The organism is Thermosulfurimonas dismutans (genome assembly GCF_001652585.1).
In the GTDB taxonomy this organism is placed as follows: domain Bacteria; phylum Desulfobacterota; class Thermodesulfobacteria; order Thermodesulfobacteriales; family Thermodesulfobacteriaceae; genus Thermosulfurimonas; species Thermosulfurimonas dismutans.
The window spans coordinates 1-25,085 of sequence record NZ_LWLG01000007.1 but is presented as its reverse complement, the minus strand read 5'-3'; the positions used below and the strand labels follow the sequence as shown (position 1 = coordinate 25,085).

Genomic DNA, 25,085 nt, shown 5'->3' with positions numbered 1-25,085 from the left:
CCTAAGCGGCCTCCCTTAAAGCTTTGGCCCTCTCTTCTGCCGATTCTTCAAGGAGCCATTTCTTGACTAAAATAGCTGCCCGCTCGGGGCTGCTCTGTACAATGCCCATAGCCATTTCGTGGGGAAGCGGCTTAGCCTCCTCGCCCTCCACCTTTGGAGCCCCCTCTTCGCCTTCAAGGGCTGCTGCTTCTTCTGCTGCCGGTGGGGTAGTTCGCTCGAGCAAGGCCTTGAGAACGGGACGCACTACCAGCAATAGCACTAGGACGACTATCAGAAGCTCTACTAGAGGCTTGCCCAGCTTGCTCAAATATTCCATGACCATAGAAGGTCCTTTGGTAACCTCGGCTTTAAAGGGTAGGGTAGAGACCTCCACCACATCACCGCGATCGGGGTTATAACCCACCGCCCCTTTAACCAATTTCTCTATCCATTCTAATTTAGCTCCGCTTTTTTCTTTGGGAAGGACGTTGGCATCCACGAGCACAGCCACCGAAATCCTTTTGATTTTACCGGGGGTTATGGTTACCTCCTTCAGAGTTCGACTGGGTTCGTAGTTTCGAATGATCTTTTTGGAAGAGGACGATTCTCCCTTAGCTGCTATCCCCAAGTTGCCCTCCGCCTTGGCCGCTAGGGCCCCTTTTACTCCGGCCGGTCCCCCCTCAGCCTTCGCGGTTTTAGTTGATTCCTCAAGTGATTCTGAAACGACGGCTGTCATTTCAGGATCATAGGTCTCTTCCCGAATGGCTCCACGGTCGAAATCTAGGTCTACTGAAACCTGAGCTATAGCCTTTCCCGGTCCCAGTGCTCTTGAAAGAAGCTCCTCAATCTTCAACCGATAACTATCCTCAAGCTTACGACGATAGGCCAGTTGAGTAGTAGTAAGTTTTTCCTCTTCTTCTTCACCCCGGTAAAGAACACGACCATTGGTATCTATGACCTTGACGTTTTCCGGAGTAAGACCGGTCACCGCTCCGGAAACTAGATTGACGATCCCGAGAACTTGTCTGCGAGAGAGGGTATAACCAGGTCGAAGTTGAATGAAAACCGAGGCCTTGGGAGGTTTTTCCTCTTCTATGAAAAGACTCTCTCGGGGAAGGGCCAGGTGAACACGGGCATATTTTACGGCTTTGAGAGCCATAATAGTGCGAGAAAGTTCCCCTTCTAAGGCCCGCTGGTAATTGACCTTTTGTGCAAATTCCGTAGCCCCGATCTGTCCCTTGTCAAAAAGCTCAAAGCCCGGACCTACTCCTCCCACCAACCCTTGGCCGGCAATTTCCATCCTCAGCTCCGGGACCTTTTCCTTCGGAACACGAATGGTGCCATCCGGCTCAAGCTTGAAAGGAATGTTGTGTCCCTTAAGATAAGCGATCACCTCGGCGGCGGTATCTTCCGGTAACCCCCGATAAAGGAGTCCCCATTCCGGGCGATTACTCCATAAGATAAGAGCCACGAGCCCCCCGATCACAAGAAAAATCAGAACAACTCCCAAAATCTTTTGTTCCCTGGTTAGCCCCTCGTAAAAGGTCTTGAGTTGTCCGCCTATTTCTCGTGGTTGGAGAAGTTTCATGCCTTAACCTCTAAATTTGCATCCGCATAATTTCCTGGTAGGCCTCAATGACTTTATTCCTCACCCGCATAAGGAGCTTGAAGGAAAGATCGGCTTGGCTCAAAGAAAGGGTGAGCTCGACTAGATCCTGTTTTCTTCCCGTAGCAAAATCTTGGAGATTGTTCATGGCCTCTTTCTGGAGCTGATCCACCTCTTTAATCTTGTCTTTAAGGAAGGCTCCAAAATCCTTTTCGAGGGCCTTGAATTTCGAATTTTCGGACAGAGGGAACTTAAAGCCCTGAAAACCGTTAATTTTCATGCCTTACCCCCTAACGTAGGATCTCCAACGTCTTTAAAGCCAAAGTTTTGGTAATGTTCATTACGGTGAGATTAGCCTCGTAAGCCCGTCCGGCCGAAAGAAGTTCCACCATTTCGGTTAGGATGTCTACATTGGGATACTTCACCATGCCCCGTTCGTCGGCATCGGGATGACTGGGATCGTAAACCTCTTTGAAAGGTGAGGGGTCGTCCACAATCTCCACCACCTTGACTTCGGAAAGCTTGGCCTTCGCCTCGTTCTCCAACGGGATAGCGGCCAAGACCACATCCTTAGCTCGATAGGGCCCACCCTCGGCCGTCCTGGTTACATGGGCATTGGCAAGGTTCATGGAAGAGATATTGAGTCTTACCCGCTGGGCCATTAGGCCACTTCCGGCAATCCTAAGAGCGGAAAGGAGTTTCATGGCTATTTACCTCCTTCCGTTATAGCTTCTCTCATTAACCCGATTTCCTTTATCAAGGCCTCCACCGTGGCCTGATAAAGTAGGTGGTTTTCCATGAGTTTGGACATCTCCTCCTCAAGGGAAACATTGTTGGGCGTGCCAACCTCTTCCGGTTCTACTATCTGAGCTTGAACCTCACGCGGGGAGTTAGAAATATGACGGGCGTGTGTCATCTTTAAAGGCATCTCTTCCCCCAAATAAGCCCGCATTACCTTTTCAAAAGGGATATCCTTTCGCCGGTAGCCCGGAGTATCCACATTGGCGATGTTTGAAGCTAGGACATCATGACGCAGGTTCCGCAGTTTGAGGCTTCGAGCTATTAAATCCCAGGTTTTCGAAAACATCTTTCCGAACATCTTCAACCTCTCCCAAATTTATAGCAAACCCTGTGCCTTATAGGCCTGGAGTTTGTTCCTCAAGGTTCTCACGCTTATTCCTAAAAGTTCGGCCGCCCGGGTGCGATTACCGCCACAAGCCTCAAGGGCCTTGAAGATCAGCTCTCTTTCTATCTCTTTAAGAGGTTTTATTTCCAAAGGAGTAGCAGTTTCCCTAGGAGCTCGGTTCCCTTTGGAGTCTCCTTCCCATAAAAGATCTTCTAAGGTAATTAGATTATTCCGGGCTAAGAGTACGGCCCGTTCTATAAGATTTTTGAGTTCGCGGACATTTCCAGGAAAGGTATAGCTTTCTAAGATCTCAAGCACACCGGGGACGAAACCTTGGACGTTCTTGCCATAGCGCCTAGCAAACTCCGAAAGAAAATGTTCCGCAAGGAGCCGAATGTCTCCCTTTCGCTCTCTTAAAGGGGGAAGTTTTACTGGTATGACGTTCAGTCTAAAATAAAGATCCTCCCGGAAGCGACCGCTGGCTACTTCGGCTTCGATATCCCGGTTCGTTGTAGCAATGACTCGCACATCCACCTTGACAGGGTAGGCCCCTCCCAAACGGTCGACCTCTCCTTCTTGAAGGACTCGCAGGAGCTTGGCCTGGAGAGGTAAAGGCATCTCGGTAACCTCGTCAAGCAAAAGGGTGCCACCATCAGCAAGCTCAAATTTACCTTTCTTGCGAGTAAGCGCTCCGGAAAAAGCGCCTTTCTCATAGCCGAAGAGCTCGGATTCCAGGAGAGCCTCTGGAAGAGCCGCGCAGTTTATGGCAATGAATGGCCCCCGGGACCGATCACTCACCCGATGAAACCACCGGGCTAAGACCTCCTTCCCAGTTCCGGACTCTCCGGTGATGAGGATAGGAGCCCGGCTACGAGCTACTGGACGTAATCTTTCGAGAAGTTCAAGGAGTTCCGGATCCCTGGTAATAAATCCCTCTTCGACAGGATGTTTAGGACTTTCCCTTAAGGCCGTTAAGATAAGCTTTACCAAAACCTCAAGATCGGTCGAAAGGAGGCGAAAGTCATAAGCCCCTAACTTCACCGCCGAAACCGCTTCCTCAACCCGGGCCTCTTCCGCTAGGAATATGACGGCCGTATGAGGGGAAGCCCGTTTGATTGTGTCAAGAATTTGACGAAAAGGTGGGCTCTCGACCGAAATTTCGCATACCGCAACCGAAGGCGTTTCTTTGGAAATGAGCTGAAAAATCTTTTCATAGTCCCTAGTATTGATGATTTCCAAGCCTTTCCTGGTGAGCTCCTCGGCTAATAGGACGATAGTCTCGTGGCCTCCCACCAGGAGTACTTGCGTCTTCATAGTTTTAATATATTACCTCTCTAGCTTCCTCGACCAGTTCGAGACTCCTCAAGATTCCTTGGGCCAACTTGCCTTCGGTGGTTTCCTTCCCGGAAAGTTCCTTCCAGACCCCAAGGGCTTCGTTTTCCTGGCCCAGCCTTTCGAGGAGGAGGCCCTTCAACCACTTTAGGGTTACCGAATTCGGGAAACGTTTTTCGGCAAAAGCCAAAATCTTCTTGGCTCTCAGGTAATCTTCGTTTTCCAAGGTCATTTGGATGAGAAAGGCGAATTCATTTTCCCCGGAAGGAAAATCTTGATCTTTCAAAAGTTCAAAGGCCAGATCTATATCCTTGGATTTCAAGGCTAGCGAAAAGAAGGAAGAAAGGGTTTTGCTTTTTATTTCTGGTGACAGTTTTTTCTGAGATAGAATTTTTTTGAAAAATATGCGAGCTTCAAGCCATCTTCCGGTTTTATAGGCGTACAGACCTTTAAGATAAAGATAGGTTGGATTTTGAGCATAAAAAGGATATTTTTGAATCAATAGTTTCAGAAGCTGAGTAGCCACTTCTACTTTGCCGCTAACAATAGCCTCTTCAGCCAGGACAAGCATGAGCACAGGCTCCCAGCCTTTGGGAACTCCAAATTCATAGGCTTGTATTAAGTAATATTTGGCTTGGGTCTCAAGATGGTATTTCTCGAAGAGTTTGCCTAACCAGTAAAAGTGTGGGCCACAAGTTGCAGATTTTAAAAACTCCTGATATTCCCGGTCCAAAGCCAAGATCTCGAAGTCCTTTTTTTCTCCATAAAGCTTTTGGAGATAAAGAGAATCCGCCTCACATAACAAACCGTAAACTTCATTAATTATTTCCGATTGCGGGTATCTCTTTAGAAAATCTATAGCCGTAAAAAAGGCCTTATCCGGCTTCTTGTCCTCTAAATATAATCTGACCTCAAGGGCTTGGGCTTCTTCAGTAATCTTTTTCGTGGGATACTTTTTTCGTAATTCGTTGATGAGGGGTATGAGAACCTTTCTCTCTTTAAGGGTGGGAAGACCTAATTTTTTGTGAAAAATGTAGTTCAAATGATAAAGCCTGAACTTGGCAAATTTGGCTTCGTCCAGATGGGGCCAAGCAGTAAGAAGTAATTCATAGTAAATGCGAGCTCTTCTTAATTGATTTTGATGGAAGTAGGCCTCCGCCATTTTAAAAAGGATTGCCGGCGCTTCCTCTTCTTCCCCAGAAAGGTTCAAATAACGGAAGTAGGCCTTTTCGGCCTTTTCTAACTTTTTTCTAGAAAGATAAAAATCTCCGAGATGCCTAAAAAATTTGGGAGCATAAAGTTTCAAAGCAGGAAATTTCCTGAAGAAATTTTGAATCTCTTCTGGAGAATATCCACCTTCAATAAGGACTTCTAAGGCCTGAGCCTTTATCTTCTCGCTACAAGTAGATTCCAATATTTCTTGAGCCTTCTTTACGGCCTTAGCCTTTATCCGATTGGCTAAATAGGCTTTGGCTACGATGCCTTTGGCCTGACAGGACAAATCTCTTCGGGAAGTCTTTTTCTCAACTAATCGGGCGTAAAAAAGGGCTTTTCCAAAATCCTTTAATTTTAAATAAGCCTTAGCCAGAAGCAATAAGCTCTCGTCTGGCAGTTCATAAGAGATGGAAAGGGGCTCCAAGAGCTTAACTGTTTCCTGGGGTTTTCCCATATCGTAAAGGACCTGAGCTTCAAGACATTTAAACTCTCGGGTGAGCTTTCCAGGAAAGCGTCTTCGGGCTTCTTTAATGATCTGAAGGGCCCCCATAAGATCGCCCTGATGATAGACAAAACGAGCTTCAGAAAGCCACCAGGAGGGATCCCTTTCGGGCACCTTAATCCCGAAGACCGTGTTTACCCATAAGAAAACCGCTATAATAGCCACTATCTTAAATCTCATTATCAGCCCTAAAAGAGATTTGCAAAAAGAAGGCCAAATCAACAAAGGCCGAGTCTTTTCATCTTTTCGATGAGGGTAGTTCTATTGAGTCGTAAGAGCTTGGCAGCCCTACTTTTGACCCCTCCTGAGGCCTCAAGGGCCTTGAGTATCAAGGACTTTTCGATCTCTTTCAATGTCTCTTGTAGATCTAGTCCCTCGGGGGGGAAGGTTCCCGGAAAATTCAAGCTGAGAGAAGATGGTTCACACAGGTGTTCAGGTAAATCTTCTTTTCTTATAACTTCGTCTTCAGTCAAGATGACCAGTCTTTCCATCAGATTTTCGAGTTCTCTTACGTTGCCGGGCCATGAGTAACTTAAAAGACATTTGAGGGCTTCTTCAGAAAGACGCTTTAAGGGCACCTCCTCCCGCTCACAGAATTTTTCGAGAAAGTGCTCGGCTAAAAGGGGAATATCCTCCTTTCTTTCGCGAAGAGGGGGCAATTGGATGGGAATCACATTTAGACGGAAATACAGGTCTTCCCTGAAGCGACCTTCGGCTACTTCCGCCTCCAAATTTCGATTGGTAGCCGCAATGATCCGAATATTGACCGATATGGACCTCTCACTTCCGAGACGCTCAATCGTCTTTTCCTGAAGGATCCTCAAGAGTTTTACCTGAAGCTTGGGGCTCATCTCCGCGATTTCATCGAGAAAGATGGTGCCTCCGTTGGCTAGCTCGAAACGCCCGGGTTTACTACGGTTGGCTCCAGTAAAGGCCCCCTTTTCGTAGCCAAAAAGTTCGGACTCTAAAAGTTCCTCCGGAATGGCTCCACAGTTCACTGGAATAAATGGACCATCCTTTCGTCGGCTTTTCTGATGAATGGCCCGGGCAATCAACTCCTTTCCGGTTCCGGACTCGCCTAAAATAAGGACTGTACTTTCAGTAGGAGCAACCTTCTCTATAAGTTTAAAGACCCTTTTTATGGCCGAACTCTGACCTATGATTTCCATGTACAGAAAGATATCACAGGCCTAACACTTATGTCAATTTTTTGAACAGTCTTGACCCAAGTTCTCTTGTTAAGCTACATTATTTTTATGTTAGCTCCCAATCCAATACTTTACGATTCGCTTATCGAAGCGGCTTTAAAAGAAGACCTTCCTTTCGGGGACTTCACTACCGAGGCTCTGATCCCTTCGGACCTGAAAGGGCTAGGAGTAGCCCGGGCCAAAGAAGAATTGGTGTTCTGTGGTTTTCCGGTGGCTTTATCCGTCTTTCATAAGGTGGACCCGGAACTGGAAGTTCGCCCTTTGGTGGAGGAGGGCAGTGAAGTTTCGGCCGGTGAAGCCCTTCTTGAGGTTTCCGGACGCGTAGCCTCCATCCTAAAAGCCGAACGGGTAGCTTTGAATTTCATGCAGCATCTTTCAGGAATTGCCACCCTTACCAGAAAGTTCGTAAAAAAGCTGGCAGATCTCCCAGTCAAAGTCGTGGACACTCGGAAGACCACCCCAGGACTTAGGGTTCTTGAAAAGTACGCCGTAAGGGTAGGGGGAGGCTCAAACCACCGCTTCGGTCTTTCGGAAGGCATCCTTATCAAAGACAATCATGTCAAAGCCTGTGGTGGTGTAAAGGAGGCCCTCGCCCGGGCTCGAACCTTTTCCCACGTCTTTCGAATAGAAATTGAAGTCAAAACCTTGACCGAGCTTCGAGAGGCTATTTCTGCCGGAGCCGAGGCTGTCCTCCTAGATAACATGTCGCTTGAGGAGCTGAAAGAAGCCGTAAAACTAGCCCGTAGCCTCAACCCTAAGATAATCCTTGAAGCTTCGGGGGGAGTCACTCTCGAAAATGTGAGAGCCATAGCCGAAACAGGCGTTGACCTCATCTCCGTGGGACGTTTAACCCATTCAGCCCGGGCCATGGACATCAATCTGAAAATCGAAAAACTTTTTATTTGAAATTTTTCACTTCCTATTGTGCCGATGTGAAGACCCGTTTATAGTTTTCTCCAAAAAAGGCGACAAGCCTAATCCCCAAAACCAAAAAGGAGGCTCTTATGGCGCTTGATGAAGTGAAGATTACACAGGCCATCGTGGAGAGGTTCACCGAAAAGTTGAAGGAAGCTCTGGAACTTGATGTAGCGGTAGTAGGAGCTGGGCCCTCGGGACTCATGGCGGCCTACAAGCTAGCCAAAGAGGGCTTCAAGGTAGCGATCTTTGAACGCAAGCTCTCCATCGGCGGTGGTATGTGGGGTGGGGGCATGATGTTCAACGAAATCGTAGTTCAGGAAGAAGGAGCCAGACTATTAAAGGAAATCGGCGTGGAGGCTAGACCCTGGCAGGAAGACTATTACACCGCCGATTCCGTGGAAACGGTCTGCGCCCTAGGATATGCCGCCCGTAAGGCCGGGGCCATGATCTTCAATCTCATAAGCGTGGAAGACGTCATGGTGCGAAAGGATAGGGTGGTGGGTCTGGTCATCAACTGGACTGCAGTGGAAATGGGGGGTCTCCATGTGGATCCTCTGGCCATAAGATCCAAATACGTGGTGGAATCCACCGGTCACGAACTTTCTGTGCTCCACATCATGCAGAAAAAACTGGGAGTTCAACTCATGACTCCCAGCGGAAAGATCGAGGGCGAAAAGTCCCTTTGGGCAGACGTAGCCGAGACCACTACTTTGGAAAATACAAGAGAAGTCTTTCCTGGAGTCTTCGTGGCCGGAATGGCCGCCAACGCCACCTTCGGTTCCTACCGCATGGGGCCTATCTTCGGAGGCATGCTTCTTTCTGGCGAAAAAGTGGCCCAGGAAATTGCCGCTCGTCTCAAAAAATAAAAAAGGGGGCCGTTTGGCCCCCTTCTCTTCCTTGAGTTCTTTTCTTCTCTAACCAAAAGCTTTTTCCAGCGGCGGAACCACCTGTTTCTTACGGCTCATCACCCCGTCGAGCCACACGCTCTTGCCCTCCAGGGCCTTGCCGAAGGCCTTCTCGATCACGGAAGGATCGTCGGTCACCACTAGGAGTTCCGTACCTTCCTTCATAATGTCGGTGAGCATGAGGACGATAGTGTGGTAACCACCCTCGGCCTTCACCTTCTGCATCTCCTCGTAGATGGCGTCCTTAACCTCGGCCAACAGATCTAGGCTCACCACCTCGATCTGTCCGGCCCCTACCTTCTTGCCGCTCATGGTGTAGTCCTTGAAGTCGCGGTAAAGGAGATCCCGTGGACTCTTTCCAGAGACGTCGGACTTGGCCTTGAACATCTCCATGGCGAGGGCCATAACGTCATCCACCCCGGCTATTTTAGCCAAATCCTCGGCCATTTTCTTATCGAAGTCCGTAGTAGTCACGGACTTGAAGGCCACCGTGTCGCTCAAAATGGCGCAGAGCATGATACCCGCGATATCCTTGGGAATCTCGATCTGGAAGTAATCGAAAAGCCCCTTCACGATGGAAGCGGTGCAACCTGTGGGAAAGTTGATAAAGGTAATAGGGTTGGGGGTGCTAATATCACCGATCTTGTGGTGATCGATAATGGCTAGGATCTGGGCCTCATCAATGTTGTCCACGGTCTGACCCCGCTCGCTGTGATCTACCAAAATCACCTTTTTGCCGGCTCCATCACTCATGAGTTCCGGGGTTTCTACCCCAAACTTATTGAGCACAAATTCAGTCTCAGGATTGAGATCTCCCTGCCGCACGGCTACGGCTTCTTCAGTATCGTTTTTGATATAGCCCTTTTTGACCAACTCGTTGCGGAGATAAGCGTAAGCAATAGCCGAACAAATGGAGTCCGTATCCGGGCTCTTGTGCCCCACTACATATATCTTGCTCATCTCACCCTCCTTTGATCTTGAATTTCCGGGTTTGTCCTATCACATGGGCTTTTCATTGTCAAGAAAGGTTGCCAAACGTGAGAGCAGAGGAGGCAAAGTTTCGGGATTTAAGGCCGAAATAGCTTCCGCATGATAACGATTTTGATAGGCCCTGACCTCTTCGGGAGAAAGTTTATCAATTTTATTGAAAACCAAGAGCCTTGGCGCTCTGGAAAGCCCCATTTCTTCGAGTATTTCTTCTACGGTCTTAATGTGCTCTTCAAAATCGGGATGGCTAATATCCACGAGATGAAGCAATAGGTCTGCAGAGTAAAGCTCTTCGAGAGTAGCCTGAAAGGCCCTCTTGAGGTCTTTAGGAAGTTCACGAATGAAACCCACAGTATCGGTGAAAAGCACCGTCTTTCCGTCAGGGAGCCTTATCCTGCGGCTCACCGGATCCAGAGTGGCAAAAAGCTTATCTTCAGCCAGCAGATGCTCGCGAGCTAAGGTATTAAGTAAAGTGGTTTTGCCGGCATTGGTGTAACCGATAATAGCCACTACCGGGAGCCCATGTCGTTTACGTCGTTTGCGCCGTAATTCACGCTGACGGGAGATAGCCTTGAGTTCTCTCTCAAGACGAGCAATCCGTTCTCGGATACGGCGACGATCAACTTCGAGTTTGGTCTCTCCCGGTCCTCGGGCTCCGATGCCCCCGGTAAGACGGGAAAAAGCGTCGTCCTTGGCCCTAAGACGTGGGAGCATGTATCGCAATTGGGCCATCTCCACCTGGATCTTGCCCTCGCGGCTCTTCGCCCGCTGGGCGAAGATGTCCAGGATAAGTTGGGTGCGGTCTATTACCCGAAGATCCACCATCTCGGTGAGAGCTCTAACTTGAGAAGGCGTAAGTTCACAATCGAATATGAGAAGATTAGCTGAGGTCTGCATGGCCTGGATGATGAGCTCTGAAAGCTTACCTTTGCCGACCACGTAGCGGGGATCAGGGCGATCGCGCCGCTGGATGACCTCTCCCACCACTGTGACCCCAGCGGTGCGAGCTAGCTCTCGCAGTTCGGAAAGCCTTTCTTCTGCATAGAATTTGGGACCGGAGTGGACTTCTACCAGTAGGGCCCGGTCCTCCCGGTCGCTCACTTCTTTGAGGGGTCTTACTCTCTCTAGTTCCTCCTCTAAAGACTCTATAAACTCCCTGAAGTCTCCCTTGAGCTCCCAGGGATAAACCGGAGAAAGATAGCCATAATACCCGTCGCTATCCTTTTGAGGAAGGAGATAGGCGGTATGTAGACGTCCAGGAAGCCCTGCCTCACCGACCTCAAGCACGCTCATACAATCCAGCCGCAGAAAAGCCAGGTCTAGAAGATCGTCTTGATCGAGCCCTTCGTGAGAGAGATGGGTATGGACACAACGCAGGCCTTTTAGTCTGCCCTCGCTTTTCCGAGATCTGGTGATCGCCGGAATCACGATCTGGTGATAATCACCAACAATCACGTACTCTATTTCTCCACGGCGATTGATGAGTAATCCGAGCTGGCGGTTGAGCTCAAAGGAAAGCCGAGAGAGCTCTCGGGAGAGTTCATGAGTTATGAGATAGTCAGCCGGAACCCTACGTCGATAAAGTCGTTCCAGGGCCCGAAGTTCACTAGGTTTAAGTCCGCTGATGTGTCCGTAAACCGTCTTGGCCATTAAGTTTTATCGGCGGGGCCTGAAGACCACTTTTAATGGAGATTTCTCGAAACCGAGATAATTGCGCAAACGATTTTTAATAAACCGCTCCACACTTTTTGGTATCTCTTCTGGATAATTGGTAAAGACCACCACTGTAGGAGGTCTGATCTCCGCTTGGGTGGCGTAGTAAAATTTTAATCTATTTCCCGAGGGAGTGTAAAGGGCCCGCTCTCGTTTTATCTCTTCCAGGGCCCGATTGACCTGCGCCGTAGGCACACGACGGGAGTATGCAGCATACACCTCGTCTACCAAGGGCAAGACCTCCTTTATTCGCCTACCAGTCTTGGCCGAAATAGTCAAAATAGGTGCCCAGGGTACAAATCTCGCTCCGTATTTGATTTGTTCCATAAGGATGTTGCCTTCCTCGCGTTTGCCGTCCAAGAGATCCCACTTGTTGACCAAGATAATACAGGCCTTATGGCGTTTCTCGATCTGAGAGAGGATCTTCTGATCCTGGTCGGTAATGCCCTCTTCGGCAGTAAGGACCAGGATGGCCACTTCAGCCCGATCCAGGGCCTCAAAGGCCTTGTCCACACTGAACTTCTCGGTCCGGGCCTTGATACGAGGACGGCGGCGAATACCGGCGGTGTCTATAAGGAGATACTGTCGACCGTCAGGGAGCTCGAGCAAAGTATCAATGCTATCCCGGGTGGTTCCAGGGATATCTGAAACGATCATCCGCTCATAACCTACGAGACGGTTGAGAAGAGAACTCTTGCCTACGTTGGGGCGTCCCAAGATGACGACTCGGATGGGCGCCAAGCTTTTCTCGGCTTCCTCTTCAGTTTCCTCCGGTAGATGTGCCAGGATTTCCTTTCTCAAATTCTCAAGGCCTTTTTTGTGTTTGGCGGAGATGGGAAGCAGGGGTTCAAAGCCCAGAGCATAAAATTCCCCAAGGTTTAGAACTTCCTTTTTACTATCTACCTTATTTATCACCAGAAGGACCGGTTTTTCCTTTTTCCGCAAAAGTTCGGCAATTCTCTCGTCAAGGGGGGTAAGGCCGGTCCGAGCGTCTACGAGGAAGAGCACTAGGTCCGCTTCCGCCAGGGCCTCCTCGGCCTGTCGTAGAATCTCGTGACTGAAAAGTTCTTCCACCTCAGGAGTAAGTCCTCCGGTATCGATCACCGTGACCTTACGGCCCTCGATTTCTGCCTCTCCGTACAACCGATCTCGGGTCACTCCAGGTGTGCGCTCCACCAAGGCCTTCCGTTCTCCGATCAGGGTATTGAAGAGGGTAGATTTGCCAACGTTCGGTCTGCCTATAAGGACGATCTTGTGAGGCATCTTTTGCTCCTAAATTCCAGGCCTTTTGGCTTTTACCGAAGGAAAGAGATCAAGGTCCGTGTGTGGGAGGAAGAGGGCCCCGGTTAAAAGCTGCATGAAACGGTTCTCTACGTTCATCTCAAGGTAGGTGAGTTTGGAGACGATCTCCCGAACCTCCTCGAAATCTCCTTCCAGCAAAAACTTTACCGTTCCGGCGCCGGCGGCGTTGCCCACCGCCACGAACTTTTCTCGTGGAAGGTCAGGAAGCATCCCTATGGTGATGGCCGCCTCGGGATCGATGTAATTTCCGAAACTTCCAGCCACATAAAATCGCTCCAGATCCTTAAATCGCACTCCCACACTCTCGCAGATCACCGTAAGCATGGTGTACATGGCCCCTTTGGAGCGAATGAGATTTTTGATCTCACCCTGAGTTACATAGATGGGCCGCCCGGTACCACTCTCGCTCTCGTCGGCGAGCACGAAGGCTAGTTCACCATCTATTTCCCGAAATCTTTCAGGCCACCTTTCCGGCTGAAATATCCCCTGAGGATTTACTAGACCGGCAAGGAATAGCTCTGCCAGAAGTTCAATAGTGCCTGATCCGCAGATACCAATCGGTTTCGAATCCCCGATAACCTTGAGTTCTAGTTGTCCTTTCCGGATGCGTATCCTCTCGATAGCCCCCTCTCGGGCCTGCATCCCACAGGCCAGCACACCGCCTTCAAGAGCCGGCCCTGCGGCACCGGCACAGGCCAAAAGAAATTCCCGATTGCCCAAGACGATCTCGGCATTAGTCCCTACATCCACGAAAAGCGAAATGGCCTCGCCGCGATGAAGACCAGCAAAAAGAAGTCCCGAGATGAGATCCCCGCCGAAATAGCTTCCACCGGAGGGAAAGACAAAGAGCAGGGCTTCGGGATGCCCTGGAAGCCCGCTTTCTCTGAGTTTCAGGACGTCAATGGCATTGGCACAAGGAATATATGGTTCTCGATAGAGCCACCTGGTAGGAAGACCCAAGAAAAAGTGGGTCATGGTAGTATTCCCACAGAAGGCGTAGTAATAAAGATATTCGGTCTCCTTCTCTCCTACCAGTTTCAGAATCTCACTTTTCAAACCTTCTATAGTCTTCTCCTGAAGTTCCGCCAGCCCTCCTGGTCTTTCGGCGAAATGGAGGCGAGTCAGGATGTCTTCCCCATAAGGAATCTGAGGGTTCCTGAAACTGGCCTCCCTGAGGACCTTTTTTTCTCTGAAATCTACCAAGTAAAGGGCAATTCCTGTGCTCCCTAGGTCAATCCCCAGGCCATAGACCGGCCCGCCCTTTCCCTTGGGAAACACCTCTAGTACTTCGTAACCCCTTTCGGTACGGCCCAAGATTACTTCCACTTTAAAGTCGGAACCCCTTAAAACCTCAGGAAGCTTCCTTAAAAGGTAGAGAGGAAGGGCAGGGCTTTCCCCAAGACGTTCCGAAAGGGCTTCCCTCAAGCGCCTTTCGTCAGATCGCTGATCTTGAAGAGAGGGCTTCGGAAGTTCTAACGAAATAATCTCTACCACCGGCCTCATACGTCCACCACACATTGGGCTACCCAAAGATCGCCTTCTTTTGCCACTTTTGCCAAGGTAAAGGTGGCTCCTTTAACCTCTATTCCTAGAAGATGTTTCTCGGTATCTAAAGCCTCTCCGCGAGCTACGCCTTGAAGGTTTTCACCCTTGATTTTGATTTCAAAGTCACTAAATACTCTGTGCTCTAGGGCTGAGAGGGTGATCAGTCTGTTCAACCAGGCTACAAAGAGTTCGTCTGGAAGTTCTGCCGAAACCGAAACCGGGGTCTCCTCTCTAGGCTCAATAGCCTCAAAATTTTCCACCATCAACGAAAATAAGGCTCGGGCACCGTTGGCAAAGGCCTCCTCTATAGTTCGTCCATAGCCTCTTACCCCGATATCGGCCCCGTGTTCGAAGGTTTCATAAGGCGTGAAGTTCATATCTTTGACATCCTTGTTCATTTAAATAAGGAATATAAGGCCAGATAAGCTCCAACGGAAGTCCTTTCTTAAGGGGCCTTGCCGAGCAAACCAGAAATCCGTTTCGCTTTAGGAAGACTGTAATGGTTCCTTCTTGGGCCGTTACGTATAACGGACGATGATATAGTTTGAGAATTTTTAACACCGAAGGATGAGGATGACGAGGGCCTCTGGCGGAGGCCACGGCCACTCGAAAGTCAATAGCTTGCCAAAACGGGGCAAAGTATCCGTTTCGGGCTCCATGATGAGGAAGGATGAAAATCTCCGCGGGGATAGTTCCGCCGAAACGAAACAGCCGAGCCAAACGCTTGCCATCGGCGTCTCCCGGAAAAAAGACCGTGAGACCCTCATATTCCAGATAGGCCATCAGGCTTTCCCGATTGGTGTTTCGGGACTCCGGCGTTCCGGAAAAAAGAAAGATCTCGGCCGAGGAAACTTTGAGAACCTCAGGCCGAACCACCTCATCAAGCGGAGGGCTTAGCCCCAGTTTTTGCCAGTCCTCCCGGCGAAACTTGCCTGAGAGTATTCGTGTAACCGGAACACTTTCGAGTAAAGCCGGAAGACCTCCGGTGTGATCGAGATCTGGATGTGAGATGATAACAAAATCGAGATGTCCTATCCCTAATTTACGTAAAGTTGGTACGAGAATCCTTTTCCCAAGGTCGGCCGAGCCATACCTGGCCCCGGCGTCAAATAGGAGATTGCGATCCCCTGGAAGGTGTACCAGGATGGCATTTCCCCTACCTATATCAAGGACTACCGAATAGAAGAGCGCATAGCGGACAAAAAGCCCTGAAAATAAAAACAAAGCTGTCACCGAAACCAAGATCAGGGCGGGTTTGTAACGTTTTCGGAGGCCGAAGTGGATCCCTAAGGCCAGGGAAAATGAGGTCAAAATAAAAAGTCCCACGGGATAGGGGGGTGTCAAAACCAAATTGGGTAAAGGAAGATGGACCGCCCGTTCAAAGAGGCCTCCCAAGAATTCGGCTAGCTCGTGAGCCAGATCTTCACTCAGGAAGGAAAGCCCGGCGACCACCATTTCTCCAGGTATGAGAATCAAACACCAGAACGGAGAAAGAATAAGGGTGTTAAGGGGTGAGAGAAGCGGGGCTTCTCCAAAAGCAAAGAGGAGTAAGGGTAGGGTAGCGAGACTGGCTCCCAGAGAGACAAAAAAACTTCCAAGAAGATATCGTACGAAGCGGTTTGGAGGGAGAGACAATTTTCGATAGAGTCTATGTCCCACGAGTATTCCCAGGACTGCGGCTACGGAGAGCCGAAAGGAAAGGTCGAGAATGCTTTCCGGAGAAAGAATCAATATGGTAAACACTGTCCCGGCCAGGAGATCGAAACCCGAAGTTCTGAGAAATAAAACCCGAGAGAGGGTGAATAGTAGGAGCATGATCAAAGCTCTTTGGGCCGAAGGGCTGGGGCCGGAAAGCAAGGCGTAGAAGGCAGCCCCCCATAGAGCGAAGAAGGCCGCCGGGATCTGAGCCGGTATCCCCTGGGACGGAAAAATTCGTACCCATAATCTGCGGAAGGCGAAATATATCATGCCGTAGATAAGTCCTAGATGAAACCCCGAAACCGCAAGAAAATGATAGAGCCCCTGAGCCTTAAGTGTCTCTTTGAATTCCTCAGGCAATGGCCCCTTCTCTCCTAGAACCAGGGCAGAGAACAGGCCTTGAGCCAAGGGTGAAAGTCTCCGGGCGAAATCAAAAAGATGGGCCCTAAAGTCTAAGAGAACAGAACTTCTATGGGTATCAAAGCAGGAGATATCTTCTATGCGCTTTACCCGGGCCGCAAAGAAAAGTCCTCGGGCTAGGAGATGTCTTTCCCGAGGAGTATCAAAAAGATTGAGATAACCGGAAGAAGTGGGAAAGGTCCGAGCCTTAAAAAACCGTCCAGGAAGACATTTCCAGGCCTCAAAAGGCATAAAGAGAATCCCTTTGCCATAAAAGGTTTTGACCTCTAGGATGGTTCTACCGGCATAAGGACTGACATTTAAAATCTGACCCTCAACAAGGGTTTCTCCGAGATAGTTGTGCAAGGAAGGAGACACCCACCAGAAGTAAAAAAGAAGCCCTAAGGAGAGACCCAGGGCGGCCGCCTGAAGAGGACTTTTTATGATCACTTTTTCGGTGTTCTCGGACCAAAGAGGGCAGTCCCTATCCTCACAATGGTAGCACCTTCCTCTACCGCCACCTCAAAATCATGGCTCATGCCCATGGAAAGTTCGGTAAGGGCTGGAAGATCAAACTTTTCTTGAAGTTCGTCCCGCAGTTCCCGGAGGCGTCTGAAATAAGGTCTTACGGCCTCCACATCCTCGAAATAGGGAGGAATACACATAAGGCCCCGGATCTCTAGCCCCGGGAGATCTTTTATATGGCGGATAAGTTCTGGAAGGGCCTCCGGTAAGATTCCCTTTTTGTTTTCCTCGCCACCCACGTTGACCTCAATAAATACCGGCAGTCTACGTCCAGTCTTTTGGCACAGCTTAGAGAGCTTTTCGGCGATCTCGATTCGATCCACAGTCTCAATTAGATCAAAGAGCTCAAAGGCCTTTTTGGCCTTATTTTTCTGTAGATGTCCGATGAGATGCCAGGTAAGGGAAAGATCCGAAAGAAAAGGCTTTTTCTTTTCGGCCTCCTGAACGTAATTTTCTCCTATAAGAGTGAGGCCTTCGGCCACCGCTTCCCTGATCTTTTCCGTGGACTGGCCTTTGGCCGCCCCAAGGATTTTAACCTCCTCAGGCTTTCGGCCGACCCTCAGAGCGGCCTCGGCAATCTTTTCCCTAATACGTCTAAGATTCTCCGCCACTCCGTTCAAGGAGAACCCTCCGATCAACCATGGTGTCCTTTAAATAGGCGGGATCCCTTCTGGGAAAATCCTTTAAGTAATGAGTCCCCCGGGATTCCCGTCTTGAAAGGGCACAGGCCACGACAAGACGAGCCACCTGACACAAGTTCCTTAACTCTACAAACTCCGGAGTAAGGATATAATGCCAATAGTGATCCTCGATCTCCTTAGCGATAAAGTTAAGTCTCCTCCAGGCCAGGTGAAGACGGTCGAGACTCCTCACAATCCCCACGTAGTTCCACATCAGACGCCTGATGGCATCCCAGTTGTGGGAGATAAGTACCTTTTCCTCCATATCTACTGCCCCTCCGGGATCCCATTCCGGGGCCGGAATAAAGGGAAGCTTACGCCACTCCGGCCATCTATCGCGAATCCTCAAAGCGGCCTGATGGGCAAAGACTAGGGCCTCAAGGAGAGAGTTTGAGGCTAGACGGTTTGCCCCATGTAGTCCGGTAAAAGCACATTCCCCTACGGCAAAGAGCCCTGGGATATCGGTTTCGGCAAAGAGATTAGTCATTACCCCCCCACACATGTAATGAGCTGCCGGAACCACCGGAATAGGCTCTTTCGTAATATCGATACCGTAGCGGAGACAGGTTTCGTAAATGTAAGGGAAGCGAGACTTGATGAAATCTGCTCCCCTATGGGAAATATCCAGATACAGATGATCGGCCCCAGTGCGCTTGAGCTCCATATCAATGGCTCGGGCCACGATGTCCCTAGGAGCAAGTTCGCGCCTCTCCGGATCATATCGTTCCATAAAAGATCTTCCGTCCGGACCGAGAAGACGAGCCCCCTCACCCCGCAAGGCCTCTGAAATCAAAAAGTTCTTGGCCTTTGGATGATAGAGACACGTGGGATGAAACTGAACGAATTCCAGATTTGCTGCCCGGGCGCCAGCCCTTACCGCAAGCGCAATACCGTCCCCGGTAGCCGTGTCCGGGTTGCTGGTATATAGATAGACTTTTCCAGCCCCTCCGGTAGCCAAAATCACCACCCGGGAGAGATAAACCTCTATCTCCCCCGTCTCCCAAGACATAACGTAGGCCCCGATGACCCGATCCCCGGAGACCGCTTTTCCAATCTTGCCCAAGGTTATAAGATCGACCGCCAGCCGATTCTCAAGGATTTTGATGTTGGCCTGTTCCCGCACCCTTGCAAGCAGAACCCTCTCGATCTCACGGCCAGTGTGATCCTCCACATGGAGGATCCTTCGGCGAGAGTGTCCCCCTTCAAGCCCTAGCATAAATCTTTCCGGGTTCTCGGGATCACGGGTGAACTCCACCCCGAGCGCCACCAACTCCTGGATCCTCTCTGGAGCCTGTTTTACCACCAGCTCTACGATTTCAGGATGGGAAAGTCCATCTCCGGTCCGTAAGGTATCCTCAATGTGAAGTTCAAAACTGTCGTCCTCGCCCATTACACAGGCTATACCTCCCTGGGCTAGAACGGTGGCCCCCTCGTGAGCCTTCTTTTTGGTAATAATGGTCACTTCTCCTAGAGAGGAGAGTTTAAGAGCCAGAGAGAGTCCAGCGATACCAGAACCTATGATCAAAAAGTCGGTTTGCATGGGCATCATTCCTGAGGAAGCCTAGGCTCCTTTTGTAGAAAACGGATCATTAGGGTCTGACCATCAGGTATAAAAAGGCCACTTCCTTGAGCTGTCCGTTCAGAAAAACCCTCCGAACGTTTGATATCCTCGTCTCGGGAGTCAAAAATTACGAAGGGGACCGGTTTGGAAGAGTGGGTCCGCAAGGGAATAGGAGTCAGATGATCCGTAACCGCCAGGATACGATATTCACTGAAATTAGCCGCCGCCTCTTCAAGAATGGTTCTTACCACATAGCGATCAAAGTCCTGAATGGCTTTAATCTTGAGCTCAATGGAACCTTGATGGGCAGCCTCATCCGGGGCCTCCACGTGCAGGAATACGAAATCGTGCTTTTTAAGGGCTTCGATAGCCGCAAGCGCTTTGCCCTCGTAATTGGTATCAAGATACCCGGTGGCTCCCTCGACCTCTATGATCTCAAGACCAGCGAGTACTCCAAGGCCCTTAATGAGATCCACGGCGGCCACCACCGCTCCCGAAAGGCCCCACTTTTCGGAGAAGGGCTCGAGTAAAGGTATCCTTCCCTGTCCCCAGGGCCAGAGGGCATTGGCCGGAGGCTTGTTTTCCTGAACCCTTCTCTGATTAACCGGATGCTTCTCCAAGATCTTAATGGCTCGGATCAGGAAGTCCCGTAACATGGGCTCCTCTTTGTAGGCTAGCCAGGCGTGATAGATGTTCTTTCCGATGAGGTCATGAGGAGGGAAGGTTCTTAGGCCTTCCGGCCCTCCTCTCCAAAGGAGGATATGCCTATAGCTCTTGCCGCAAAATAGCTCCAGCTTATCGGTAGAAAGTTCTCGGTTCAGATCTTCTATGAGTATCCGGGCCTCTTCGGTAGAGATGTGGCCGGCGCTATAGTCTTCCATGATAAGGTTGGTACCAACCTTTTTAAGGGTTACCAAGTTACATCGGAAGGCCACATCTTCGGGTCTCATGGGAATATTGAGACTGGCAGCCTCAATTGGACCGCGACCGGTATATTTTTCCTGGGGGGGATATCCCATGAGGCTCATGTTGGCCACGTCGCTCCCCGGAGACATTCCTTGAGGTACGGTTTGAACCAGGCCCATTTCGCCATGCTGGGCCAAAAAGTCCATACCGGGAGTAGTGGCCACTTCGAGCGGTGTCCGGCCGGAGAGCTCTTTGAGAGGAAAATCCCCCATACCATCTCCTACCAGCACGATGTACTTCATAAGTCTCCTCCTTCTCCAGAAGGTTCGGAAGGCGTTTTTTCAATCTTTAGAATCTCGACCTCAAACCGGAGATACTTCCCAGCCAAAGGATGATTGAGATCCACCACAGCCAGTGAAACATCCCGACGGCGGAGCTTAGCCGGATGAAGGACTCCAAACTCATCCTGAATAAAAACCGTCTCTCCCACCCGGGCCTGAGGAGGGAGTTTCTCGCTGGGGATGAGCTTTACCTTCTTCGGGTCGTAGCGGCCATAGTGTTCCTCGGGAGGCACCCAGACAACAACCTTTTCTCCTTCTTCTTTTCCAAGAAGGCCCTCCTCAACCGGCCTAAAAAATTGGCCTTCGCCTACAACAACGGTTATCGGGGTTGGAGAGGCATCTACCAACCCCGTATCGCTAAAGACTTGATAACGGAAGGTAACTTTATCGCCGTGTTCTATTTTTATACCCAAAACAAAAAACCCCCTCTTTCGAGGGGGAAGATAATCTTTCCTAAGTTAAGAGGCAAGTCTTAAAAGATCTTCAATGTCCTTCGTGCCCGGTCTGCGACTCTTGACCGGACAATCTTTTTAAACCCATGACCCCAATGTGACAGGTGGCACAGCGGGTATTGGAGGCAAAGGCCGACTCACCGTCATGACAGGTCCCACAATATTTGCCGTTATAGAGGGCCTCCATGGTAAAGTCTTCGTTTTCTTGAGTGCTTCCGGCCTCCATAGGAAAAACTTCCTCATGGCAATCCTCGCAGGAAAGACCAGCCTCTTCCACATGGATCTTGTGTTCAAAAAGGACAGCCTTGAGAGGTTGAGTAAAAATTATCGGTTCGGTGGGATACTCGGCCTCCTCTTCGCTACTTCCCTCTTGACTCATGGAGGGTAGGCTATGGAAAAATAACCCTATTACAAAGAAAATACCCAAAAGGAGAAATATCTTCTTCATGGCTTATGACCTCCTTTTTAGTTTATGGTGTAAAAGACGTTGGGTCGGGCCCCTACTTCAGGTCTCAAGACCCAAATGGCCCGTTGAGGATCGTGCACCAGCTGGAAAACTTCACTTTCCGGATCCGAAAGGTCTCCAAATATCCTAACCTTAGCCGGACAGGCCTGAGCACAAGCCGTAATCTTTTCGCCTTTTGAAAGACGGCTCTCCCAACAGAAATCGCATTTATCTATAGCACGTTTTTCCTCATTGAAATAACGCATATTGTAAGGACAGGCTGCCATACAAGTCTTACAACCGATACATTTTTTGACGTTCATCCTAACGATTCCGGTCTTCTTGTCCTTATAAGTGGCCCTGGTGGGACAGGCCCTTACACAGGGGGGCTCGTTGCAGTGATTGCAAAGGATGGGCATAAACCGTCTTTCCCACTCACCTTCGCCTTTGGGAAGATGCTGTTCCAGTATCCTAGTCCGCCAGCCGTAAGAAGGGACGTGGTTGGTCTTACGGCAAGCTTCCATACACCTTTCACAATCTATGCACCGGTCTGTCCTAAGGACCATGCTATAGTGAGGTTTATAGGGATAATGTCCCACGTATTCGGGTATATCCGCATAAACCTCGTTAACCTTCGAAACTACCGAAAGCAAGGTACCACCGGCATAGACTCCAGTAATGACCAGCCCCATTTTTAAAAATTTTCTCCTTTCCTCAACAGAAACATGCTCGACCCCTTCGTTTTTAAGACTCTTAAGCCACTTAGCGAAATCCTTTAAATACATAGAACACCTCCTTAATGGTGATGAATTTCTTTATGACCGTCAAAGGCCATCTCTCCCCAGAGGAACAGGGAACCAAAAAGACCAAAGCTACCTAGAACCACCAACCATTCCGAAAGGGAAGGGAAGTAATGATAATACTCGGGCAGGCCATAGATGTGCATACCATGGTAGTGAGGCACGATCTGACCGCCAACCACCAAATCATATCGCATGACAAAGATGGCCAATAGTGCTAGCCCTGCCACATAGGCCATGGCGTTTATATCTTTGGCCCTGACCCCAATTACTACCAGGAAGGGAAGAACCAACCCCAGAAAGATCTCAAAGACCCAGAAATTGAAGGCATAGGGTCCTTTCATAAGGGCCATCACCGTTTCCCACTTGCCATGGGGTTTACCGGCCAAGCTGGCGATGATCTTCCAGATGGTAAAAAAGATCACCACCGCCGTAAGAAGGGCATAGACCTTTCCGGTAACTTGGAGGGCCTTAACCATAGATTCCTCCATCTGACGACCGGATAGCTTATAAGCCAGCCAGGTGAAGAAGATGATGGCTGCGGCCCCACTCATCATGGCCGAAGCAATGAAATAGATGGGCATATAAGGTCCGTACCAGAATTCATGAGCATGAAGTAGTCCAAAGACTGCCCCCAAATTACTATGGGCGGCTATTCCGGCAACGACTCCTAAGAGGCCGGCCATGGAGGCTTCCTTGTGTTTGCCAAGCCTTATGAGACCGAACTCTATCAGCATAAAAAAGAGGTAAGCACCATAAAGGGTCCCCATCCACCAGATATTGGACTTGAGGTTGGGAGAAAGGACGTTCCAGATAGGCATACGCCAGGGATTTTCGAGCTCCAATCCGATGGCTAGGAATCCAGAAAGGATGGTGGCGATAGCTAGGAATATACTCCGGCTGGCAATGGGGTGCATAGGCTTATAGCCAAAAACGTGCCCGATGGAGGAGGTCAAACAGAGTCCAGTAGAAGTCACCACCCAGAAAACATAAGTAGAAATAAGAATGCCCCAGGGAACCTCCCGAGTAACTCCATAGACATGCTCGTGTCCAACAATGAATCCTCGAAGTCCAGCTACTAAACCTATGCCTAAAAGAATCAAAGAAAAAACAAACAATCCTACTATACGACTATTCTTGACTCCGCCTTGGGCTACCAACATAAGGACCTCCTTTTTAGGAAATTGGAACTTCCTTTTTTTCTGTTCTCCAGATTTAACAGACTTTTTTCTAAAAGGTCAAATAAGATTTTAAAAAAGAAGAGGGCGTGAGGGAAGATTAGAAGGCAAAAAATAATTTTGTGGGGGGATTTTTAAAACGATTTAAAATGAAAAGAGGCCCGGGGATCCCCGGGCCTCTAAAAGAACTATTCTCCTAAAATAGTCTCCAAAATTTCGGGGTTTTCCTCCTCTTCCGCCAATAGATTGTGGCACAAAGAGCAATCCTGGGGAATAACTTCTCCATCTGCACTTTCCAGTTCCTCATTGTGACAGCGGAAACAACCATCATGGCCTAGGAAATTGGTATAAGTGTTCCAGGAGATGTTCATCTCTGGAAATACATTCAATAAATAGGCCTCACGTGCGGCTTTGATGGCCTTATCGATTTTTTCTTTGTCATTTTTAAAGATATCCGGATAATTATTCTGATAGTAATTGTTTATGTATTCGGCAATCTTGATCTCGGCCTCCTCTCGGGAGGAATATTCCTTGGTAATCGCTTCGAGAGCGACCTTCTTAATAAAGGGGAGGTCCTCAGGCATGGCTCCACTTACAAACTGAAGATCAAGCGCCTCCTCCGCGGAATGGAAAATATGGGTGGGCCTGTTGTGGCAATCCAAACAATCCATCTCGCGGATATGGCCCTCGCCTACTTCCTCGCCTCCCTTAAAAACGGTCTTCTGACCATTTTCTACCTTGATGACCTCTACGATGTTTTCCCTCTTTTCATCCGTATACTTGTAATAGATCTTCACATCGGGAGACACGTGCCAGTGGATACCATGAGCCTTCTGGGCCCGCATACCTCCGGTTCCGGTTTTCATTAAAAGAACGGTATAAACCTTGCTGTTGTTTTCATCGGTTTCTCTCTTTTCTTTGATTACAAACTTATAACCAATAAAGTGTTCAGGCCGGTGACATTCTTCACAGGTTTCCCTAGCCGGCCGAAGGTTATGCAAGGGGGTAGGAAGAGGTTTAGGATACGTATTGGTAAGATACTCTACGACTTCCTTCATTCCATTTAGTTTGGATTTTACAAACCAGCTAGCTCCAGGACCGATATGACATTCCACGCATTTCACATGCGCATGAGGAGAGTGTTTATAAGCTGTAAATTCCGGAGTCATAACTTTGTGGCATAATTTCCCACAAAAATTAACGGATTCTGTATAATGATACGCACTATAGACAATGGCACCCATACAGATAAGTACAACTGTAAGAATTACCGAGGTCACTAAGGCGGTTTCTTTTAAAACCTTGGCTTTATCCGCCTTTTGAACCAGCTCTTTAATGGTTTCAGTAGAAAAGAATCCCTGTCTGGAGATAAAAATTCCTACACAAAAAAGGGCCAACCCCAAAAGCATTAAAGGAAAAAGACCTAGATAGAAAAACTGTTGCAAAACGTGTGATTCTACATGGTAAGCACTATCTATTAAAGCGAAAATAGTAAGCGGAGGTACAGTAACCAAAAGTAGAATAGACCCTATTAGACAGAGCTTATTCTGTTTAATAAAACTTTTGAAAAATAACCAGCCTTCTTTCAACATCCTCTTCCCTCCTAACTAAGATTTTTAGAATTTTTTAGATTTAGTTAACAATTTCCACAAAAAGAGCCCCCATGGGGGGCTCTTTTTGTCCCTACTATATCTAAAATCAAAAATTTACAACTAGGAGGTAGCGGGAGCTACTTCACCTTCAACCTCAGTTTCTTTAGCAA

The 25,085-nt window shown here is 49.1% G+C and carries 23 protein-coding genes; 2 read left to right on the top strand and 21 right to left on the bottom strand.

The genetic code is table 11. The features are described 5' to 3' along the window. Position 1: 1 nt before the first annotated feature. From fliF to TDIS_RS05745, 7 genes are read right to left on the bottom strand one after another with little or no spacing between them, the layout of a single operon-like run. The gene (gene fliF, locus TDIS_RS05775) at positions 2-1,567 is read right to left on the bottom strand and encodes a flagellar basal-body MS-ring/collar protein FliF (protein ID WP_068670273.1); all 1,566 of its coding nucleotides are present in this window, start codon (positions 1,565-1,567) and stop codon (positions 2-4) included. A 10-nt stretch (positions 1,568-1,577) separates the two neighbouring features. Beyond that, positions 1,578-1,865, bottom strand: a complete 288-nt coding sequence (gene fliE, locus TDIS_RS05770; RefSeq protein ID WP_068670271.1) for a flagellar hook-basal body complex protein FliE — start codon at positions 1,863-1,865, stop codon at positions 1,578-1,580. Between the two features lie 10 nt (positions 1,866-1,875). Next, positions 1,876-2,289, bottom strand: coding sequence for a flagellar basal body rod protein FlgC (flgC, locus tag TDIS_RS05765; protein WP_068670269.1), 414 nt, complete (start codon positions 2,287-2,289; stop codon positions 1,876-1,878). Positions 2,290-2,291: 2 nt separating this feature from the next. After that, a complete protein-coding gene (gene flgB / locus TDIS_RS05760; protein ID WP_068670267.1) occupies positions 2,292-2,684 on the bottom strand; it encodes a flagellar basal body rod protein FlgB in 393 nt (130 codons plus the stop codon). 18 nt (positions 2,685-2,702) lie between these two features. Beyond that, entirely contained in the window at positions 2,703-4,025 is a 1,323-nt protein-coding gene (locus TDIS_RS05755) for a sigma-54 dependent transcriptional regulator (protein ID WP_068670265.1), read from the bottom strand. 4 nt (positions 4,026-4,029) lie between these two features. Continuing rightward, a complete protein-coding gene (locus tag TDIS_RS05750; protein ID WP_153303783.1) occupies positions 4,030-5,940 on the bottom strand; it encodes a tetratricopeptide repeat protein in 1,911 nt (636 codons plus the stop codon). Positions 5,941-5,978: 38 nt separating this feature from the next. Then, positions 5,979-6,929 (bottom strand): sigma-54 interaction domain-containing protein, encoded by a 951-nt coding sequence (locus TDIS_RS05745; protein ID WP_084270987.1) that lies wholly within the window; start codon positions 6,927-6,929, stop codon positions 5,979-5,981. Between the two features lie 87 nt (positions 6,930-7,016). On the opposite strand from TDIS_RS05745, the gene nadC reads away from it, so the two are divergent. Both nadC and TDIS_RS05735 read left to right on the top strand, forming a co-directional pair. Further along, a complete protein-coding gene (gene nadC, locus TDIS_RS05740) occupies positions 7,017-7,874 on the top strand; it encodes a carboxylating nicotinate-nucleotide diphosphorylase (protein ID WP_068670259.1) in 858 nt (285 codons plus the stop codon). A 98-nt stretch (positions 7,875-7,972) separates the two neighbouring features. After that, a complete protein-coding gene (locus tag TDIS_RS05735; protein ID WP_068670257.1) occupies positions 7,973-8,752 on the top strand; it encodes a sulfide-dependent adenosine diphosphate thiazole synthase in 780 nt (259 codons plus the stop codon). A 48-nt stretch (positions 8,753-8,800) separates the two neighbouring features. Here TDIS_RS05735 and TDIS_RS05730 read toward each other — a convergent pair whose 3' ends face one another. The 14 genes from TDIS_RS05730 to TDIS_RS05665 all read right to left on the bottom strand — a co-directional run bounded on the left by TDIS_RS05730 (position 8,801) and on the right by TDIS_RS05665 (position 24,915). Beyond that, positions 8,801-9,751 (bottom strand): manganese-dependent inorganic pyrophosphatase, encoded by a 951-nt coding sequence (locus tag TDIS_RS05730; protein ID WP_068670255.1) that lies wholly within the window; start codon positions 9,749-9,751, stop codon positions 8,801-8,803. Positions 9,752-9,790: 39 nt separating this feature from the next. Further along, a complete protein-coding gene (hflX, locus tag TDIS_RS05725) occupies positions 9,791-11,428 on the bottom strand; it encodes a GTPase HflX (protein WP_068670253.1) in 1,638 nt (545 codons plus the stop codon). A gap of 6 nt (positions 11,429-11,434) precedes the next feature. Further along, positions 11,435-12,754, bottom strand: coding sequence for a ribosome biogenesis GTPase Der (der, locus tag TDIS_RS05720; protein WP_068670252.1), 1,320 nt, complete (start codon positions 12,752-12,754; stop codon positions 11,435-11,437). Between the two features lie 9 nt (positions 12,755-12,763). After that, positions 12,764-14,323, bottom strand: a complete 1,560-nt coding sequence (locus TDIS_RS05715; protein ID WP_153303782.1) for an ASKHA domain-containing protein — start codon at positions 14,321-14,323, stop codon at positions 12,764-12,766. Further along, positions 14,293-14,715 (bottom strand): archease, encoded by a 423-nt coding sequence (locus TDIS_RS05710; RefSeq protein ID WP_068670250.1) that lies wholly within the window; start codon positions 14,713-14,715, stop codon positions 14,293-14,295. Before TDIS_RS05710 ends, TDIS_RS05715 begins: the two co-directional genes overlap by 31 nt. After that, positions 14,696-16,885, bottom strand: a complete 2,190-nt coding sequence (locus TDIS_RS05705) for a DNA internalization-related competence protein ComEC/Rec2 (RefSeq protein WP_068670249.1) — start codon at positions 16,883-16,885, stop codon at positions 14,696-14,698. Before TDIS_RS05705 ends, TDIS_RS05710 begins: the two co-directional genes overlap by 20 nt. Next, positions 16,882-17,571, bottom strand: a complete 690-nt coding sequence (locus tag TDIS_RS05700; protein WP_208595679.1) for a YggS family pyridoxal phosphate-dependent enzyme — start codon at positions 17,569-17,571, stop codon at positions 16,882-16,884. The genes TDIS_RS05705 and TDIS_RS05700 overlap by 4 nt, the downstream gene beginning before the upstream one ends. Further along, positions 17,555-19,180: an L-aspartate oxidase gene (nadB, locus tag TDIS_RS05695; RefSeq protein ID WP_244147486.1), complete on the bottom strand. Its 1,626-nt coding sequence runs from the start codon at positions 19,178-19,180 to the stop codon at positions 17,555-17,557. Before nadB ends, TDIS_RS05700 begins: the two co-directional genes overlap by 17 nt. Positions 19,181-19,185: 5 nt before the next feature. After that, positions 19,186-20,409 carry a cofactor-independent phosphoglycerate mutase gene (locus TDIS_RS05690; protein ID WP_068670239.1) on the bottom strand — a complete coding sequence of 408 codons (1,224 nt, stop codon included), beginning with the start codon at positions 20,407-20,409 and terminating at the stop codon, positions 19,186-19,188. Next, positions 20,406-20,861 carry an FKBP-type peptidyl-prolyl cis-trans isomerase gene (locus TDIS_RS05685; protein WP_068670237.1) on the bottom strand — a complete coding sequence of 152 codons (456 nt, stop codon included), beginning with the start codon at positions 20,859-20,861 and terminating at the stop codon, positions 20,406-20,408. Before TDIS_RS05685 ends, TDIS_RS05690 begins: the two co-directional genes overlap by 4 nt. Positions 20,862-20,931: 70 nt before the next feature. Continuing rightward, positions 20,932-21,348 carry a cytochrome c3 family protein gene (locus tag TDIS_RS05680; protein ID WP_068670236.1) on the bottom strand — a complete coding sequence of 139 codons (417 nt, stop codon included), beginning with the start codon at positions 21,346-21,348 and terminating at the stop codon, positions 20,932-20,934. A 17-nt stretch (positions 21,349-21,365) separates the two neighbouring features. Next, positions 21,366-22,130 carry a 4Fe-4S dicluster domain-containing protein gene (locus TDIS_RS05675; protein ID WP_068670235.1) on the bottom strand — a complete coding sequence of 255 codons (765 nt, stop codon included), beginning with the start codon at positions 22,128-22,130 and terminating at the stop codon, positions 21,366-21,368. Between the two features lie 11 nt (positions 22,131-22,141). After that, positions 22,142-23,308, bottom strand: a complete 1,167-nt coding sequence (nrfD, locus tag TDIS_RS05670; protein WP_068670233.1) for an NrfD/PsrC family molybdoenzyme membrane anchor subunit — start codon at positions 23,306-23,308, stop codon at positions 22,142-22,144. A gap of 203 nt (positions 23,309-23,511) precedes the next feature. Next, complete coding sequence (locus TDIS_RS05665; RefSeq protein WP_068670231.1) at positions 23,512-24,915, bottom strand: NapC/NirT family cytochrome c; 1,404 nt, start codon at positions 24,913-24,915, stop codon at positions 23,512-23,514. Positions 24,916-25,085: the final 170 nt, after the last annotated feature.

What these genes read in the sequence shown, in the direction of transcription:
- fliF (WP_068670273.1), bottom strand. Translation starts at nt 1,567, where the DNA reads ATGAAACTTCTCCAACCACGAGAAATAGGCGGACAACTCAAGACCTTT.
- fliE (WP_068670271.1), bottom strand. Translation starts at nt 1,865, where the DNA reads ATGAAAATTAACGGTTTTCAGGGCTTTAAGTTCCCTCTGTCCGAAAAT.
- flgC (WP_068670269.1), bottom strand. Translation starts at nt 2,289, where the DNA reads ATGAAACTCCTTTCCGCTCTTAGGATTGCCGGAAGTGGCCTAATGGCC.
- flgB (WP_068670267.1), bottom strand. Translation starts at nt 2,684, where the DNA reads ATGTTCGGAAAGATGTTTTCGAAAACCTGGGATTTAATAGCTCGAAGC.
- TDIS_RS05755 (WP_068670265.1), bottom strand. Translation starts at nt 4,025, where the DNA reads ATGAAGACGCAAGTACTCCTGGTGGGAGGCCACGAGACTATCGTCCTA.
- TDIS_RS05750 (WP_153303783.1), bottom strand. Translation starts at nt 5,940, where the DNA reads ATGAGATTTAAGATAGTGGCTATTATAGCGGTTTTCTTATGGGTAAAC.
- TDIS_RS05745 (WP_084270987.1), bottom strand. Translation starts at nt 6,929, where the DNA reads ATGGAAATCATAGGTCAGAGTTCGGCCATAAAAAGGGTCTTTAAACTT.
- nadC (WP_068670259.1), top strand. Translation starts at nt 7,017, where the DNA reads ATGTTAGCTCCCAATCCAATACTTTACGATTCGCTTATCGAAGCGGCT.
- TDIS_RS05735 (WP_068670257.1), top strand. Translation starts at nt 7,973, where the DNA reads ATGGCGCTTGATGAAGTGAAGATTACACAGGCCATCGTGGAGAGGTTC.
- TDIS_RS05730 (WP_068670255.1), bottom strand. Translation starts at nt 9,751, where the DNA reads ATGAGCAAGATATATGTAGTGGGGCACAAGAGCCCGGATACGGACTCC.
- hflX (WP_068670253.1), bottom strand. Translation starts at nt 11,428, where the DNA reads ATGGCCAAGACGGTTTACGGACACATCAGCGGACTTAAACCTAGTGAA.
- der (WP_068670252.1), bottom strand. Translation starts at nt 12,754, where the DNA reads ATGCCTCACAAGATCGTCCTTATAGGCAGACCGAACGTTGGCAAATCT.
- TDIS_RS05710 (WP_068670250.1), bottom strand. Translation starts at nt 14,715, where the DNA reads ATGAACTTCACGCCTTATGAAACCTTCGAACACGGGGCCGATATCGGG.
- nadB (WP_244147486.1), bottom strand. Translation starts at nt 19,180, where the DNA reads ATGCAAACCGACTTTTTGATCATAGGTTCTGGTATCGCTGGACTCTCT.
- TDIS_RS05690 (WP_068670239.1), bottom strand. Translation starts at nt 20,409, where the DNA reads ATGAAGTACATCGTGCTGGTAGGAGATGGTATGGGGGATTTTCCTCTC.
- TDIS_RS05680 (WP_068670236.1), bottom strand. Translation starts at nt 21,348, where the DNA reads ATGAAGAAGATATTTCTCCTTTTGGGTATTTTCTTTGTAATAGGGTTA.
- TDIS_RS05675 (WP_068670235.1), bottom strand. Translation starts at nt 22,130, where the DNA reads ATGTATTTAAAGGATTTCGCTAAGTGGCTTAAGAGTCTTAAAAACGAA.
- nrfD (WP_068670233.1), bottom strand. Translation starts at nt 23,308, where the DNA reads ATGTTGGTAGCCCAAGGCGGAGTCAAGAATAGTCGTATAGTAGGATTG.
- TDIS_RS05665 (WP_068670231.1), bottom strand. Translation starts at nt 24,915, where the DNA reads ATGTTGAAAGAAGGCTGGTTATTTTTCAAAAGTTTTATTAAACAGAAT.